The sequence below is a fragment of the Flavobacterium panacis genome (assembly GCF_024649945.1).
Lineage (GTDB): Bacteria > Bacteroidota > Bacteroidia > Flavobacteriales > Flavobacteriaceae > Flavobacterium > Flavobacterium panacis.
Map to the genome: position 1 here is coordinate 258,270 of NZ_JANKMS010000002.1, position 15,379 is coordinate 273,648.

The following is a 15,379-nucleotide window of genomic DNA, read 5'->3' on the forward strand; positions in this document are numbered from 1 at the left end:
TTCTAACATCATAAAACAACTAATTCTTCAATCTTTCGTGAAGTATTTTAAAGTAAGAAAATGCTTTTAGCAATCGGCTGCCATGCCACGAAAACATTTCTCCGTCTACGAAAATGGTTTTGGCGTGGTGTGTAAATCTTCCGATTTCAAAAGCATCTTCTTCTTTAAAAGGATACGGTTCTGATGAAAGAAAAACAATGTCCGGATCACCTTCTAAACGCATTTTCTTCAATTCGATTTCAAGATAACGCCCTTTGTCTTCGTAAATATTTTTGAAATGATTGAGTTTTAATAACTCATTGATATAAGTATCGTTTCCTGCAACCATATAAGGATCTTTCCAGATAAAATAGGCTGCTTTTTTCTCTTTTGTATCTTTTATATAATTTTCGAAATCGCTCAAGGCGAAAGTCAATTTGTTGTTCCATTTCTGCGCTTCGATTCTGCAATTGAATAATTGCCCGAAGTCCGAAATCATTTGGAAATTATCTTCGACAGAAACAATATTAGTAACCCAAACCGGACAAATAGCACTTAATTGCTCAACAATTTCTTGAGTATTTTCTTCTTTGTTACAAATGATAATATCGGGCTGTAAAAGCTTTATTTTCTCAAAGTGAATTTTCTTTGTACCTCCAACAATCTTTTTGGTAGATTTAAAATGAAAAGGATGCACACAAAACTTCGTTATTCCGATAATTTTGTCTTCCAAACCTAAATCATATAATAATTCGGTTTGAGAAGGAACAAGCGAAATGATACGTTTTGGAGTGTTTTCAAAAGAATGAACAGTTCCTATTTGATCGGTAATTTGTTTCATATTTTTTAAGTCGCAGTTTTCGGTCTCAGTCGCAGTCTAGCCAAAGACTGAAAACTGAGACTGAGACTGAAAACTTTATCTATCAGCAATATTTAGTCGCAGTTTTTCGTCTCAGTCGTAGTCAACGCAAGACTGAAAACTGAGACCGAGACTGAAAACTTTATCTATTAGCAATAATCAAAGCCATTTCCTGTTGCACTTTTAAAGCTTCTTCTCTTGCTTTTTCAGCAAAATCAGTTCCTTTTGAGGCGTAGATAATCGCTCTTGCAGAATTTACTAAAAGCCCAACATTATCGTTCATTCCGTATTTACAAACTTCAGATAAACTTCCGCCTTGAGCTCCAATTCCTGGAACTAGCAAAAAGCTATCTGGAACAATTTTTCTAATTTCAGTAAAATATTCTGCTTTTGTAGCGCCCACAACGTACATTAAGTTCTCGCTGTTTTTCCAAGTTTTAGAAGTTTCTAGAACTTGTTTGTACAATTCCTTTCCGTTTGTATTTAAAGTCTGAAAATCGAAAGCACCTTCGTTAGACGTTAAAGCCAACATAATAGTATGTTTGTTTTCGAAAGCCAAAAACGGTTCAACTGAATCTTTTCCCATGTAAGGAGCAACAGTTACACTATCAAAATTTAAATCTTCAAAAAAAGCTTTCGCATACATACTTGACGTATTTCCGATGTCGCCACGCTTTGCGTCGGCAATGGTAAAAATATCAGGATAATTTTCGTTGATATAATTGATTGTTTTCTGCAAAGACATCCATCCTTTTATTCCGTACGCTTCAAAAAATGCTGTGTTAGGTTTGTAACCAACAGTCAAATCATGAGTTGCATCGATTATGGCTTTATTAAACTCAAAAATTGGATCTTCGGTTTCCAATAAATGTTGCGGCATTTTATCCAAATCAGGATCTAAACCAACGCATAAAAATGATTTTTTTTGAAGAATTTGTTCGTGTAGTTGTTGTGTTGTCATATTGTATTTTAATAGTGCGGCAAAATTACGAATATAATTGTGAATTGTGAATGGTTAATTGTAAATGGTTAATGCTTTACATAGAATAGAATTATCACATTCTCTAATTTTCTAATTACCTAATTAACATTGAATTCCTGTAACAACTCTTCAAAATTGTGTAAAGAAAAACAAGAGCTGCACTGGTATCTTTGAGAAAACACTTAAAAAAGACAATCATGAGCCCAAATATCGGAATCACACCCGCTAATCTAAAGAAGAGTGCTTCTATCCTAGGCACAATCTTATCTAACGAAATGACATTATATGTAAAAACCCGAAAATTTCACTGGAATATCTCAGGAAACAGTTTCATGGAATTACATAAATTATTCGAAGAGCAATACCGAATTCTGGAAGCCCAAATTGATGAAGTTGCGGAACGCATTAATCAATTGGGAGAAAAAACAATTGGTACAATGAAAGAGTTTATCGACAATTCTACTTTGAAAGAATCTCCAAAAGAATATGCTTCACAAAAACATATGTTATCGGAACTTCTTGAAAATCACGAACAACTGGTAAGTGAATTTAGAAGTTATATTCCGATTTTTGAAGATGAAACGAAAGATGCCGGATCTGCTGATTTTGTTACAGGATTACTGCAACAACACGAAAAAATGGCTTGGATTCTGAGAAGATATCAGGTTTAAAAAATAGAGGCAAAATGAAAATTATGCAACAGTCGTTAAAATAAATGTAACAAAAAGCTAACTTCTAATTTGCAATTTTACATTATAATAATTCAAACAAAAAACATCATGAATACTACAGAGATAAAAGGAAACTGGAATGAGTTAAAAGGAAAATTGAAACAAAAGTATGCCGATCTTACGGATGACGATCTATTATACGAAGAAGGAAAAGAAGATGAAATGTACGGAAGACTTCAGAAAAAATTAGGTCAAACAAAAGAAGAATTTAAAAAGATGTGGTCTGATTTGTAAATCCTTACAACTCAACAGGGAAATACCGTCTAGTAAAAAATATTAGGCGGTATTTTTTTGAAAATTTTATTTTAAAATACATTTAACTTGTAATTCTAAGCTATTTTTAAGCAAAAACACCAAATAATTTAAGTATCTTTAACCAAATTTCTATAAAATGAAACTATTTATAAAGTTCGACATTAACACCATTTGCTCGCTTTATTTGAAACAAAATCTGGAACAAAATAATATTAATTTTACAACTCTAGGTTTTGGCGAAATCGAGATTGAAGACAATATAGATGCCGAAGCACTTGAGAATTTAAAAAACAAATTAAGTCCTTGTGGTTTTGAAGTAGTTGAAAATCAAAAGAGTGTACTGGTTCAAAAAATAAAAGATGCCATTATTGAACTAGTCTTTATGGACGACAGTAATAATTATAAAAGTTCTGTGTTTCTGGCTGAGAAGCTAAATCACAGTTATGGATATTTATCAAATGTTTTCTCAGAAGTAACCTATTCTTCTATTGAAAACTTTATCATTTTACAGAAAATTGAAAGAGCAAAACAATTGATTATTATCAATGAAATGAGTTTGACGGAAATTGCTTTTTTACTAAATTACTCCAGTGTTGCCCACTTGAGTACGCAGTTTAAAAACACAACCGGAATTACTCCATCTGCTTTTCAGCGAATTATTAAGAAACGAAGAGAAAATTTAAAATAAAACCCAAACACCACGATCAAAATGCAAAAAAACGCATTACACATTTTACTTGCCGATGATGATGAAGATGACCGTCTTTTCTTTAAGGATGCTTTCGAAGAAATCAAAATACAAACAAATGTAAATTTTGTTCACGACGGAATGCAGCTTATGGATCATTTAATGAACCCAGACAATAAACTTCCAGATATTTTGTTTCTAGATTTGAACATGCCTAAAAAAACAGGTAAAGAATGTTTGATTGAAATCAAGAAAACAGAGCATTTAAAAGATATAATCATTGCCATCTACTCTACTTCTTCTTCTGAAGAAGACATTGAAGATACCTTTATTCAAGGTGCCAATATTTACATCAAAAAGCCTAGCGATTTCAATACGCTTAAAAAAATAATTAATGAAGTTGTGACTGTGAACTGGCATTATCATACTTCTGGACTTAACCGTGATAATTTCTTGCTCCGACTAAAATAAGAGCCATAAATAAATGAAGTGGATACCAAATTTTAATTCTTCAAACTCTTTGAGAGTTATTTTTGTAATCGCAGTTTTCATTCTGTTATTTCTTTCTTCAATTGCTTACAAACATAATCAGGACTTGAATGAATCGAGTAAACTGGTTATGCATACTTACGAAATAAACATCCAGCTCGAGCGATTAATGTCGGCTATAAAAGATGCAGAAACGGGCCAGCGAGGTTATATCATTACTCGCAATGCCCGTTTTCTGACGCCTTATATTTATTCTCGTGATAAGGTAAATACTTCTTTTATTACCTTAAAAAAACTGACTGCCGATAATCCGCAGCAGCAAAAAAACCTTCAGAATTTATTCAAACTCATTACCCAGCGTTTCGTTTCTTTTGAAAACTGTCTAAAATACAGCGATCCTAAAACGTACGACAAACGAAAACTAGACAATCACATGTTTGGTGGTCGTATTTTAATGGAAAACATTCGCTTTAAGGTGGATGAAATGAATGACATCGAAAAGACCTTTCTAAAAAAAAGACTTAAAATCTATGATTCCGAAATTTCTTTAAGCCCGCTTTTTTCTATTTCATTATTTTTAGTGGCTTTATGCTTTATTTTACTGGCTTACAGACAAATTAGTCGTGATTTTGAACGCTTGAAAATCTTCAACAAAAAGCTTTTAATTTCAACTGGTTTAATTGCAGAATCTGAAAACATTGGTAATTTCAGTACTTGGCAATGGGATTTAGACACCGACAAAATAGATTACTCAGACAATCAATATCGTTTGTTGGGACACGAACCTAATTCTTTTATTCCAAACAAAGCAACGCTTTTAAAATTTGTTCATCCTGACGATAAAGAAACTTTTGCCAAATATATGGACGCGATTGTGGAGAAAAAATATCTTCCGTTTGTGTATTATAAAATTGTTAGACCAAATTACGAAGTCCGTTATTTTAAAACCACAGGGAAAATTGTTACCGATCAACAAGGAAGCAAAATTTTACTTGGAATTAATTTTGACATCACAGACGAACATTTACTCAATATCGAACTTCAGGAACGAAATAAAGAACTTGAAAAAAGTAATAAAGAACTGGCTTCATTCAACCATGTCGCCAGCCATGATTTACAGGAACCGCTTAGAAAGATACAAACTTTCATCTCTAGAGTTTCAGATGCCGATAAAGCGGTAATGTCTGACAGTGCTAAAAACTATATCACTAAAATTGAAAGTTCAGCCAAAAGAATGCGTGTTTTAATTGACGACCTTCTCTTATTTTCAAGAACAAATACAACGAAAAAGGAATTCATTAAAATGAATCTTAACGAGCTTCTAGACAATGCCGAATCAGAATTAGCAGAAACTATTGAAGAAAAGAAAGCGGTTATTCGAACCAATAAACTTCCGAAGCTTGCGGTTATTCCGTATCAAATCGAGCAGCTGTTTATCAATTTAATTGGAAATTCATTAAAATACAGCCGTCCTGAAGTTGAACCTGAAATTTCGATTACAAGCGAGAAAGTAAATTCGGCAGATTATCCTGAAATATTAGAACAATCGATTAAGAAATTCCACAAAATTACCTTTACCGACAACGGAATGGGATTTGATCCGCAGTTTAAAGAAACGATTTTTATTCTTTTTCAAAGACTGCATTCCAAAACAGATTATCCTGGAACCGGAATTGGATTAGCGATTTGTAAAAAAATTGTTGAAAACCATAAAGGACATATTACAGCAAATAGTACTCTTGAAAAAGGTTCAGAGTTTACTGTTTTTCTTCCCGATTAAAATTTTATTTTAATTCGAAAAACTGAAAAATCACCAAGAGATTCCTTCTTAGATTATTTGTAAGAAAAAAAATCCCATCATTATAACCGAAACTGAAAAAGAAATTATAGAAAAATCTATAATTTCTTTTTTTTTACGCAAAACCAAAACCTCATAAACCATTGATTTTAAAAGGATAGAAGCCTAATTTAAATCTATTATGGGAATTATATAACGATTCATTTTTATGCTGTAAAGAAAAACCTTTGATTCGTTAGCATCTTTGTAATGTAATACTTGAGGAAATAATAATGAACGCAATTCCCATTTTAAAAGCTTCACTTTTTAGAGTCTTTTTCTTGCTCGTATTAGGACTCTGCATCACGTCATGCAGAAAGATTAATCCGATAGAAAGTTCTTTAAAAAACCAGGCTTTTGTAATAACAGAAAGAGAAGAAACAGAAGCACTGTTTTTTATTTCGACGGCAAATGCAACTAAATCTATTATTTCTAAAAGTGAAATTGCACAAGAAAAAAGTTCAGACGCCATTGTTCAGGAATTGGGAAAAAGAATTGAATTTCAAGAAAATCAAATTCTGAACGATATATCAAAAATGGCCACGATGAAGCTCATTGTCATTAATGAAATTAACGCCACACACAAAAGAGACCTGTACAACCTCATTGATGCAAAAGGCAAAGATTTTAATGATGTTTATCTAGACGCAATGAAAGATGCTTTAAACGATCAAATTGAATTGTTTGAAACCATATCTAGACAAACGAATGACAAACAGATTCTGGAAATGGTACTTCGTTATCTGCCTGAACAATACAAACTCTTACGAGAGACCGAAAGAATAAGAAAACAAAATGTATAAACGCCTATTATCTATCTATTAACTAAATTTTTTACTATGAAATTACAAGCCAATTTTTTATGCGCCTTAACACTTTTTTTATCAGCTTCATTTGGAATGCTGCACGCTCAAGACAATAATGTAAATACCGAGTTCGGTGTAAAAGGAGGATTCAACATGTCTAACCTGTACAATAGCGGAGACGATGTAGATGACAACAATGTTTTATACGGTTTTAATGCCGGTTTTTATGCTACACTTCCTATTTCAGATATGGTAGCAATTCAGCCAGAGCTTTTGTTTACTACAAAAGGGGCTAAGTTAGAATATAACAGTGCTTTAGCAAGCGGAGATGCAAAATTCAAACTAAATTATATCGAAGTTCCTTTATTAGTGAGAGTGAATGTTACTAAAAACTTTAATATTCATGCCGGTGGATATGCATCTTATCTGGTAAGTTCTAAAATTAAAGGAGAAGGAGATTTTCAGTTTGATCAAGAAATTGACAGAGATGATCTTGCAAAATTTGACGCAGGTATCGCTGCAGGTGTAGGAGTTGATTTTGATCCAATAAGCATCGGAGTACGATACAACTATGGTTTAACAACCGTTGGTAAAGAAAGAACTGTTGCTGGAACAACTTACACAGTTCCAGACGCTAAAAACAGTAATCTGACTTTATACCTTTCGTATAAGTTGAACTAAACAAAAATTAATTATTAACCTCTAAAATAAAAAACCATGTCTAACTTATTATATACTATCGCAGTGATTCTGGTTATACTTTGGGCTTTAGGGTTCTTTGTTTACAGTTTTGGAAGTATTATCCATATACTTTTAGTAATCGCCATTATCGCAATTCTTCTTAGACTTATTAAAGGTCGAGAAATATAAGCCAATTTTTAAATCAACAAATTATAAATATTAATCCATTTTTAAATCAATTATTATGAAAACTAGTAGCACAATTTTAGGAATTTTAGGAGCCGCAGCGGCGGGAGCGTTTATAGGAGTTTTGTTTGCACCAGATAAAGGTTCAAATACTAGAAAAAAAATCAAAGACAAATCGAAAGATTACAGCGATAACCTTAAAACGAAATTTGATAATGTTGTAAACACAATCACTTCAAATGGTAAAGAAATTATCGAAGAAGGAAAATCTAAACTGAACCAAGTGAAAGATGATTTCAACGCAATCAAAGATGAAGCTAAAACAGTAAAATCTAACTATTAATCGAGGTATTAATTAGTGAAATTTTCAAACCATAAAACCCTATATCATGGAACCAAACGCAACAACAAACGAGAATCTTAATCTTTACGAAAAAGCTGAAAACTATGCTAAAACAAGTTTAGAATTATTAAAACTAAAAACAGTATGTTCAGTGGCAGACGGTGTGTCATCGTTGGCATCAAAGATAGCAATCGGGATTGTTGTTGCGTTTTTTACCTTATTTCTAAATATAGGGATTAGCTTATGGATTGGTAAAGAACTTGGAGAGTATTATTATGGTTTTTTCATCATGGCATTGTTCTACTTACTTGTTGTAATTATTGTAGTCAAATCACATCATAAAATCATAAAAACGCCAATCGGCAATACGATCATTTCAAGTATCTTAAAAGACAATAAAGATTGAGATTTAATTTATTAATACAAAAAACTAACCTATGGAGGCTATATATAATATTGATCAGTTAAATCAGAAAATTAAAGAATTAGAAGTTCGTCAAGACACCGAATGGTGCGCTATAAAAGACCATGTTGATGAAATCAAAGAAAACCTAAAACCAATCAATTTGATTCGAAATACGGTCGAAGAAATCAACGAAACAGTAGGTTTTAAAAGTCATATAGCACAATCTGCTATCAGTATCGGAATCGGTTATATCGCAAAACGATTTATAGTCGGAAAAGGTGATAGCATGTTTAAAGGTATCTTAGGCTCCATCGTTCAGCTTATTGTGACCAATATGGTCTCTAAGCCACAAAACGAAACTTCAAATGAAACTTCCGAAGAAGAAGATTCATCAAACTACTAAACATCGCAAGAGTAATTTGTCAAACTAAATTTATGTATTATGGAAAAGTTAAACAATATAATAGTTAAAAATGGTGTATACGTTTACTCGAATCTATATAAATGTTTTGAATACACAAGAGTATTTCTAGGTATCTAACATTCATTATACGCTTATTGGGGAAAGCGGTTAATGAAGATAAGACCTTCACTATATTTTGAGGTTCTAAGAGACTAAAGTTCTGAGGTTCTAAGTTTTTTTACCATTTCGATCAATCGAAATTTAATATAAACTTGATCCTATTAGAACATCAACCTTTACCTCAAACAAAAGAGACTGTTTCGCACAAGTGAAACAGTCTCTTTTTATTTAAAAAAAGTTCGAAGAGCTAAAAAACTCAGAACCTTAGCATCTCAGCATCTTAGAACCTCTCCATTAATTATAATTTTGATAAATCGGTAATTTCAGACCGACATACACATTTGCACCTTTGGAGTTGTTTGAGAACAAATTGGTAATCAAAGTTCCAGAACCGATAAAGATTGGGCCGGCTCTGAAACCTGTTCCTACTTGTGTTCCGCTGTATTCCATGTAGGTTACTGGAAGGTAAAAACTGAATTGTCTTGTTTCGTATCTTGGAGTAAAAGTAACCGAATTTGCAATCGTAGTTCCGTTTACTTTATTGGCATTCACTAAACTGAAATCTCCGCTTAAATTTAGATAAAATTTATTGTCGATATTCCAGTCAAAGTTGGTGTGAAGCGCTGTAGGCAGATTTGCTTTAATCGCTTTTCTTGAAGACGTTTTGGTATAATTAGCGTCAAAGAATTCGAAAATATCTTCTGCATCATCAATATCTTCCTGAGTTATTCTTCCGTTTAAGTTATACGTGTTCTCTGTTATGTTTTTATAATTCAAACTACCAATATCAGTTACCGAAGCTGCAGCTTTAAACTTATAGCGGTTTCCGATACAAGTATGGCAATTGGTACGATATTCATACGTAAAACCTAAATCTACGCCTACTCCAGCCGAATTCGGATCGAATTTCATTTTTTCTCCGTTTTCGTAGTCGTAACTTGCAGCCATTCTTAAAGTTCCAGTCGAATAATATTCGCTCAAAGCCGAATTTGCCGCATTTCTGTTAAAGGCAACACTCACATCATTTCCGTTGATATAACCGTTTGCTCCTGCCATTAAATACTTCAGTGTAATTCCACCTTTTACAAAATGGTCGTCACGATCTAATAAAACCGTTCCGTAAGAAGCGCCAATTTCTGCCCACGAATTCGTAACTCCATTTGGATTTCCGCCCGAAATCAAAAAGCTGTTTGAGGCATCAATATCTTTACTAACCTCATCGACAAGTTCACCGTTTAAGCCTACCATATTGGTTACACTTCGTACTCTTGTAAAAAGTGCAATACTGTGCACAGGCGTAATATTCAAGGTAAACGAAGGCCCTAGGATATCCAGATTCAAATTTCCTCTGTTGTTTGATTTAAAGTGTTTAGTCGCATCGACATTAAAATCGTAATTTCCGTCTAAAGCATCCAAAACATTGATAGAATACAAATCATTCTGACCCGTTGCACTTACAGAACCAATGGTCACATCCGATTTATACTTAGAATCAACAACATTGGACGGATTAAACAATACACTCTGAATTCCTGCATAATTATCATCTCGAAACCCGAAATACGATTGCGACCGCGCATAAAAAAAGCTTCCAAAGAAGCATAATAATAGTAAAGTTTTCTTCATAGAATTTAAAAATAGATTGGTTGGTTCGGCAAATATGAAGCAAAAAAAGTTTAAAAAAAACTTTAGATTTTATGAATTCGTTAACTTTTTTTTAAGAGGTACTAAGTGGCTAAGATTCTAAGCTACTAAGGCTTACAACCAGTCCTATAAATCTTACTGCGTAAGATTCTCATGTATTATTTATCTTAGATAAAAACTTCTAAGCTACTAAGTCGCTAAGGTTTTAATTTACTTTTTTTTTGACATTTTTTTAACCATAAAAAAAGCCGAAACAAAGTTTCGGCTTTTTATCGTCGTCATCTAAGTAAAAACTTAGAACCTTAGTATCTTAGAATCTTAGCACCTAAAAAGTGTACGATTAGTACACCTCAGAAGCTTCCTTCAATTTCTCCATATTATTCACCAACTGAAGCTCGGCAACAATTTTCTGAATATCACCATTCATGATGTTTCCTAGATCGTAAAGTGTTAAACCAACTCTGTGATCGGTTACACGACCTTGCGCGTAGTTGTACGTACGGATTTTTGCCGAACGGTCACCAGAACTTACTTGTGAACTACGTTTAGAAGCATCTTCTTCTTGTTTTTTCGCCAATTCCATTTCGTATAAACGAGAACGTAATACGATTAAGGCTTTGTCTTTATTTTTATGCTGCGATTTCTGATCCTGACATTGCGCCACTAATCCTGTTGGAACGTGCGTTAAACGTACAGCCGATTTCGTTGTATTTACCGATTGTCCTCCAGGTCCAGATGAACAGAAGAAATCTACACGAACATCGTTCATATCGATCTGAACATCAAACTCTTCTGCTTCTGGTAAAACCATAACAGTAGCTGCCGATGTATGCACACGACCTTGTGTTTCTGTCTGCGGAACACGTTGTACACGGTGAACACCTGCTTCAAATTTTAAAGTTCCGTAAACATCTTCTCCAGAAACCTCAAAAATAACCTCTTTGAAACCTCCAGAAGTACCTTCGTTCATATCTACAACAGATGTTCTCCATCCTTGTGACTCACAGTATTTGGTATACATTCTGAATAAATCTCCTGCAAAAATACTTGCTTCGTCCCCACCCGTTCCGGCGCGGATCTCCACCATTACGTTTTTAGCATCTTCAGGATCTTTAGGAATCAACATAAATTTGATTTCCTCCTCCAGTTGTGGCAAACGTTCTTTTGCTTCATCCAATTGCATTTTAGCCATTTCCACCATATCGGCGTCGCTTCCGTCTGCAATAATTTCGTTGGCTTCGTCAATATTGGCTAACACAAGAATGTATTCTTCTCTCTTATCAACCAGCGCTTTAATACTTTTGTATTCCTGGTTAAGCTGCACATAACGTTTCTGATCTGCAATAACATCCGGCTGAATAATCAAATCCGAAATCTCATCAAAACGCTGCTTTACATATTGAAGTCTATCTAACATTTTCTTTTTCCTTTATTTGGACTGCAAAATTACAAAAATTTTGTGGAAAATTCTAGTGTTGATTTTTTTGGGATTTTGAGAAGAAAATTTACTGGAATTAGAATTGTTTTTAGGAGCTGATTCCTGCTATCCGCTATATCTTTTTAGGCAGAATGTTTATGGTTTTAATTAAGAAGTTTTTGGTTACCTAAAAAGGATGCCGCTTCTATCAGGGCTAGTGTTTTGGTTTTCATAAAATGATTTACGGTTTTCCGTAAACTAATTGAATTTAAACAAGTTATTTTTATCACATAAACAAGTTTAGACTCAAAATCAGGTATTTTTACTGAATGAATAATTCAAATAAAATGCGAGGTTTGCTTATTTATGATTATTAAAGCCTAAAATCAAATATTATATATCAATAATTTGAATAAAAATTTTAAAGACTATTATGAAAACGGGAAAAATTTTAGATCCAATACATGGACTGATCGAAATTACTGAAATAGAAGAATTTATTATAAATCAGAAAATATTCGGAAGATTAAGAAAAGTTAAACAAAATACATTACTTAATTACATATTTCCGGGAGCTAACCATACAAGATTCGAACATTCCATTGGTGTTATGCACCTATCAGAAATTATTTTTAATAAATCGAATGAAAATGTTGAAGTGACATATTTAAAAAAACAAAAATATGGTATAAATAAACAGTATGAATCACTTAAAGATATTTTAGGAAATGAAGAATTTGAAATTATATTACAAGAATTAAGACTTGCTGCTCTCTTACATGATATTGGACATGGTCCAACTTCCCATAAATTTGATGATTTTACAATTACTGGAAATAGGTTAATTGAAATAGTTAAAACAGAGCCTGATATTTTCGATTTTTTTATAGATGACATCATTAATTATGTTTCGATAAAAGGTTTAGAAACAAAAAGGATAGAACATGAGCTTGTGTCATGTGTATTTATCATTAAAATCATTAACACACTTAAAAAGAATAAATATTTAACAAATGAATCATTAAAAATAAGAGATCAAATAAATTTAAAAAACATCTTAAAAATGATTGATCCCTCATTTTTACCAAATCATGAGATCATTTTAAATAACAAAGATTACACCAACTATTTCAACTCTATTATTGCTAGTTTTCCTTTTGATGCTGACAGAATGGATTATCTTTATAGAGATAGTTTTTATTCAGGAGTAAAGTACGGTTTTTTTGACCAAAGTAGAATATTAACTTCATTGCTTCCAATAGAACATAATGGAAAAATAACATTAGGAATAAAAAAAAGTGGTTTAGATTCTGTCATCAGATTCATACAATCTAGAAATCATTTATATAATCAAGTTTACTTTCATAAAACAAATTCAGCAACTAACTCAATGTTGGATTTCGTTTTTAGGCATTTAACCAAAATAAGTGTATTAGATGATGTAAAAAACTTTAAAGATTATGAAGATTTTTATTGCAAAAACGGAGATGAATATTTTTTCAATTCAACTCTCAAACATATATTAAGTGAGAATGGCTGTGATGTTTGTGGTGATAGTTGTATAGAAAATGTTGTATTAGATGAATTGATTGATCGAAATTTATGGAAGCGTTGCTATGAAGAAAGAATAAATGTTAAAAATGCAAAAAGAAGCAGTGATTTTAATGCTCATAAATTTGATGAAACAAAACTAAATGAAATTAAAAATCAACTTGAGGATTTAGGGATTTTCATCCAAGAAAATTATTCAGCAAACTTAGGTTTAAAAGGGCTGGATAAATCAAAATCAGTTCTAATTGATAAAGATCTTAACACAATTACTAATGACTGGGATAAAGTAAGTGATGAAATGTTTTTTTTAAGTATGACAAACGTATTCATTAAAAGAATTTACGTTAGAAGAACTTTTGAAACTGCAGAAGATTTTATCAAAATTGAAAATCAAATAAAAGAGCTTTTAAAAAATAATTTCTTGATACAAGAGTAATCAAATATCAAAAAAACATAAATAAAAAAATGGAAACATTGTACAAAAAAATAATTGAAGAAATTAAAATTATCGCTAATGCAAGAGAAATTTTCTCATTACCATCAACAGACGAATATAATGTTGAAAAATCGAATTATAATTCTGGAGGTGCTACACTATATGGGGAAAAGCATATAATTGGTGACCAACTTGAAAATATAGTTGTTACTTACGAATCCAAAGATAAGTGTAGAACATTTCAAATAAATCCCGACCTAAATATAGTTACTGTAACATGGGAAAAAAATAGTATAATAATGGAAACCTTCTCTCAATCATGGGAAGATAAAATGTAAATAACTTTTATGCCATTACTATAAATACTTAATACATAAGTAAGAATCAAAATAGAGCAATATTAAAACGATAGAAAAATGGAAAAAAAAGTAATATCATATTCTCATGACATGAAAGGAATACTAGATGATGATTATACGTTATATGATGACGGCACTATTTATCATTTATATGATAAGCATTCTTATCCAGGTGGGCAAAATATCGAAGAATATTTAACTGTAGATCAATTAGGATATTCCATAAAAAAAAGACTCTTCGACTCTGCATCTAATGAAAACAAATCTATTGTACAAACTATATTAAAATTAGAGTAATTTAAAATCATAACTGCTGTTTTTGATAATTAAATACCAATGAAATTTATATTTTTCACAAGAACTGAACTATTTAACCTCGTAACCAATTAAATTTTATAAATATGGCAAGATGTACAGCACCAGTAAATGGTCATCGAACAGCAAGTGGAGCGGCAGCATGTCCCGCTTGTAGTAGTCGAAATTATCGTAGTTACAATTCATACCCTACGTATTCTTCATCTTATTCAACGTCTTCAAACAATTATGGAAGTCGTAATAGCGGGCAAGGCAGAACAAAGGCACGTTGGTCTTCAGCAGGTTCTACTATCCTCTATACAGCTGCAGAGATCCGTACACTTACACCAGTGCGCGAAAATGTAGAAAAACGTGCTGATTTACCAGACTTAAGAGATGTTTTTCTTTGTCATGCTTGGGATGATCGAAAAGAAACGGCTAAAGAGTTACATGATTTACTAGAGTTAAAAGGTGTTTCAGTTTGGTTTAGTGAAAAAGATGTTTTATTGGGCTCATCTTTACTTCGAGAAATTGATAAAGGATTGGCAAAGTCTCGTGTTGGAATTGTTTTAGTTACTCCTTCTTTTCTTAAACGTATAAAAGGAGAGGGAATTGCTGACAAAGAACTTTCTGCTTTACTAGCTCGTGATTTACTTGTTCCTATTATTCACAACACAACTTTTGATGATTTACGTGATGTAAGTCCTTTACTTGGCTCAAGAAGTGGTTTAAGTACGATAGAGGATACAATGTCGGAGATTGCAGACAAATTAGCCGAACTCGTAACTCCTGAAAGTATTACTAATTAAAATGAAATGAAACCCATAGCGCGGATTTGCAATCCATGCCCGTAACAATAAAACACAATACAAATAATCAAGAAACAAAAGCTACAATAAATCATGTAGCTTTT

The 15,379-nt window shown here is 32.3% G+C and carries 19 protein-coding genes; 15 read left to right on the forward strand and 4 right to left on the reverse strand.

The annotated features are described in order from the left end of the window. Positions 1-19: 19 nt before the first annotated feature. Positions 20-820 (reverse strand): ABC transporter substrate-binding protein, encoded by an 801-nt coding sequence (locus NQQ59_RS06070; protein ID WP_144214763.1) that lies wholly within the window; start codon positions 818-820, stop codon positions 20-22. Between the two features lie 160 nt (positions 821-980). Then, positions 981-1,799, reverse strand: a complete 819-nt coding sequence (gene pyrF, locus NQQ59_RS06075) for an orotidine-5'-phosphate decarboxylase (protein ID WP_144214764.1) — start codon at positions 1,797-1,799, stop codon at positions 981-983. A gap of 218 nt (positions 1,800-2,017) precedes the next feature. Between pyrF and NQQ59_RS06080 the strand changes: the two genes are divergently transcribed. The 11 genes from NQQ59_RS06080 (at position 2,018) to NQQ59_RS06130 (ending at position 8,645) form a co-directional block, all read left to right on the forward strand. Next, a complete protein-coding gene (locus NQQ59_RS06080) occupies positions 2,018-2,491 on the forward strand; it encodes a Dps family protein (protein WP_144214765.1) in 474 nt (157 codons plus the stop codon). A gap of 108 nt (positions 2,492-2,599) precedes the next feature. Then, the gene (locus NQQ59_RS06085) at positions 2,600-2,785 is read left to right on the forward strand and encodes a CsbD family protein (RefSeq protein ID WP_144214766.1); all 186 of its coding nucleotides are present in this window, start codon (positions 2,600-2,602) and stop codon (positions 2,783-2,785) included. Positions 2,786-2,942: 157 nt separating this feature from the next. Then, positions 2,943-3,494 (forward strand): helix-turn-helix domain-containing protein, encoded by a 552-nt coding sequence (locus NQQ59_RS06090; RefSeq protein WP_144214767.1) that lies wholly within the window; start codon positions 2,943-2,945, stop codon positions 3,492-3,494. Positions 3,495-3,515: 21 nt separating this feature from the next. Continuing rightward, the gene (locus NQQ59_RS06095; RefSeq protein ID WP_144214768.1) at positions 3,516-3,965 is read left to right on the forward strand and encodes a response regulator; all 450 of its coding nucleotides are present in this window, start codon (positions 3,516-3,518) and stop codon (positions 3,963-3,965) included. A 13-nt stretch (positions 3,966-3,978) separates the two neighbouring features. Then, entirely contained in the window at positions 3,979-5,763 is a 1,785-nt protein-coding gene (locus tag NQQ59_RS06100; RefSeq protein WP_144214769.1) for a CHASE3 domain-containing protein, read from the forward strand. 290 nt (positions 5,764-6,053) lie between these two features. Continuing rightward, on the forward strand, positions 6,054-6,623 hold the full coding sequence (locus tag NQQ59_RS06105; RefSeq protein WP_144214770.1) for a DUF4142 domain-containing protein: 570 nt from the start codon (positions 6,054-6,056) through the stop codon (positions 6,621-6,623). Between the two features lie 36 nt (positions 6,624-6,659). Further along, positions 6,660-7,307, forward strand: coding sequence for a porin family protein (locus tag NQQ59_RS06110; RefSeq protein ID WP_144214771.1), 648 nt, complete (start codon positions 6,660-6,662; stop codon positions 7,305-7,307). Positions 7,308-7,343: 36 nt separating this feature from the next. Continuing rightward, positions 7,344-7,496 (forward strand): lmo0937 family membrane protein, encoded by a 153-nt coding sequence (locus NQQ59_RS06115; RefSeq protein WP_143102046.1) that lies wholly within the window; start codon positions 7,344-7,346, stop codon positions 7,494-7,496. Positions 7,497-7,551: 55 nt separating this feature from the next. Further along, positions 7,552-7,836, forward strand: coding sequence for a YtxH domain-containing protein (locus NQQ59_RS06120; RefSeq protein ID WP_144214772.1), 285 nt, complete (start codon positions 7,552-7,554; stop codon positions 7,834-7,836). 46 nt (positions 7,837-7,882) lie between these two features. After that, positions 7,883-8,242: a hypothetical protein gene (locus NQQ59_RS06125; protein WP_144214773.1), complete on the forward strand. Its 360-nt coding sequence runs from the start codon at positions 7,883-7,885 to the stop codon at positions 8,240-8,242. A 31-nt stretch (positions 8,243-8,273) separates the two neighbouring features. Further along, positions 8,274-8,645 (forward strand): hypothetical protein, encoded by a 372-nt coding sequence (locus NQQ59_RS06130; protein ID WP_144214774.1) that lies wholly within the window; start codon positions 8,274-8,276, stop codon positions 8,643-8,645. Positions 8,646-9,059: 414 nt separating this feature from the next. Here NQQ59_RS06130 and NQQ59_RS06135 read toward each other — a convergent pair whose 3' ends face one another. Both NQQ59_RS06135 and prfA read right to left on the reverse strand, forming a co-directional pair. Next, positions 9,060-10,391 carry a DUF5723 family protein gene (locus tag NQQ59_RS06135; protein ID WP_144214775.1) on the reverse strand — a complete coding sequence of 444 codons (1,332 nt, stop codon included), beginning with the start codon at positions 10,389-10,391 and terminating at the stop codon, positions 9,060-9,062. 358 nt (positions 10,392-10,749) lie between these two features. Next, positions 10,750-11,826 (reverse strand): peptide chain release factor 1, encoded by a 1,077-nt coding sequence (gene prfA, locus NQQ59_RS06140; protein WP_144214776.1) that lies wholly within the window; start codon positions 11,824-11,826, stop codon positions 10,750-10,752. 433 nt (positions 11,827-12,259) lie between these two features. On the opposite strand from prfA, the gene NQQ59_RS06145 reads away from it, so the two are divergent. From NQQ59_RS06145 to NQQ59_RS06160, 4 genes are all read left to right on the forward strand, one after another. Beyond that, entirely contained in the window at positions 12,260-13,813 is a 1,554-nt protein-coding gene (locus tag NQQ59_RS06145; RefSeq protein ID WP_144214777.1) for an HD domain-containing protein, read from the forward strand. Positions 13,814-13,842: 29 nt separating this feature from the next. Next, a complete protein-coding gene (locus NQQ59_RS06150) occupies positions 13,843-14,151 on the forward strand; it encodes a hypothetical protein (RefSeq protein WP_144214778.1) in 309 nt (102 codons plus the stop codon). A gap of 78 nt (positions 14,152-14,229) precedes the next feature. Then, positions 14,230-14,469 (forward strand): hypothetical protein, encoded by a 240-nt coding sequence (locus NQQ59_RS06155; RefSeq protein ID WP_144214779.1) that lies wholly within the window; start codon positions 14,230-14,232, stop codon positions 14,467-14,469. Between the two features lie 104 nt (positions 14,470-14,573). After that, complete coding sequence (locus tag NQQ59_RS06160; protein WP_144214780.1) at positions 14,574-15,275, forward strand: toll/interleukin-1 receptor domain-containing protein; 702 nt, start codon at positions 14,574-14,576, stop codon at positions 15,273-15,275. Positions 15,276-15,379 lie beyond the last annotated feature (104 nt).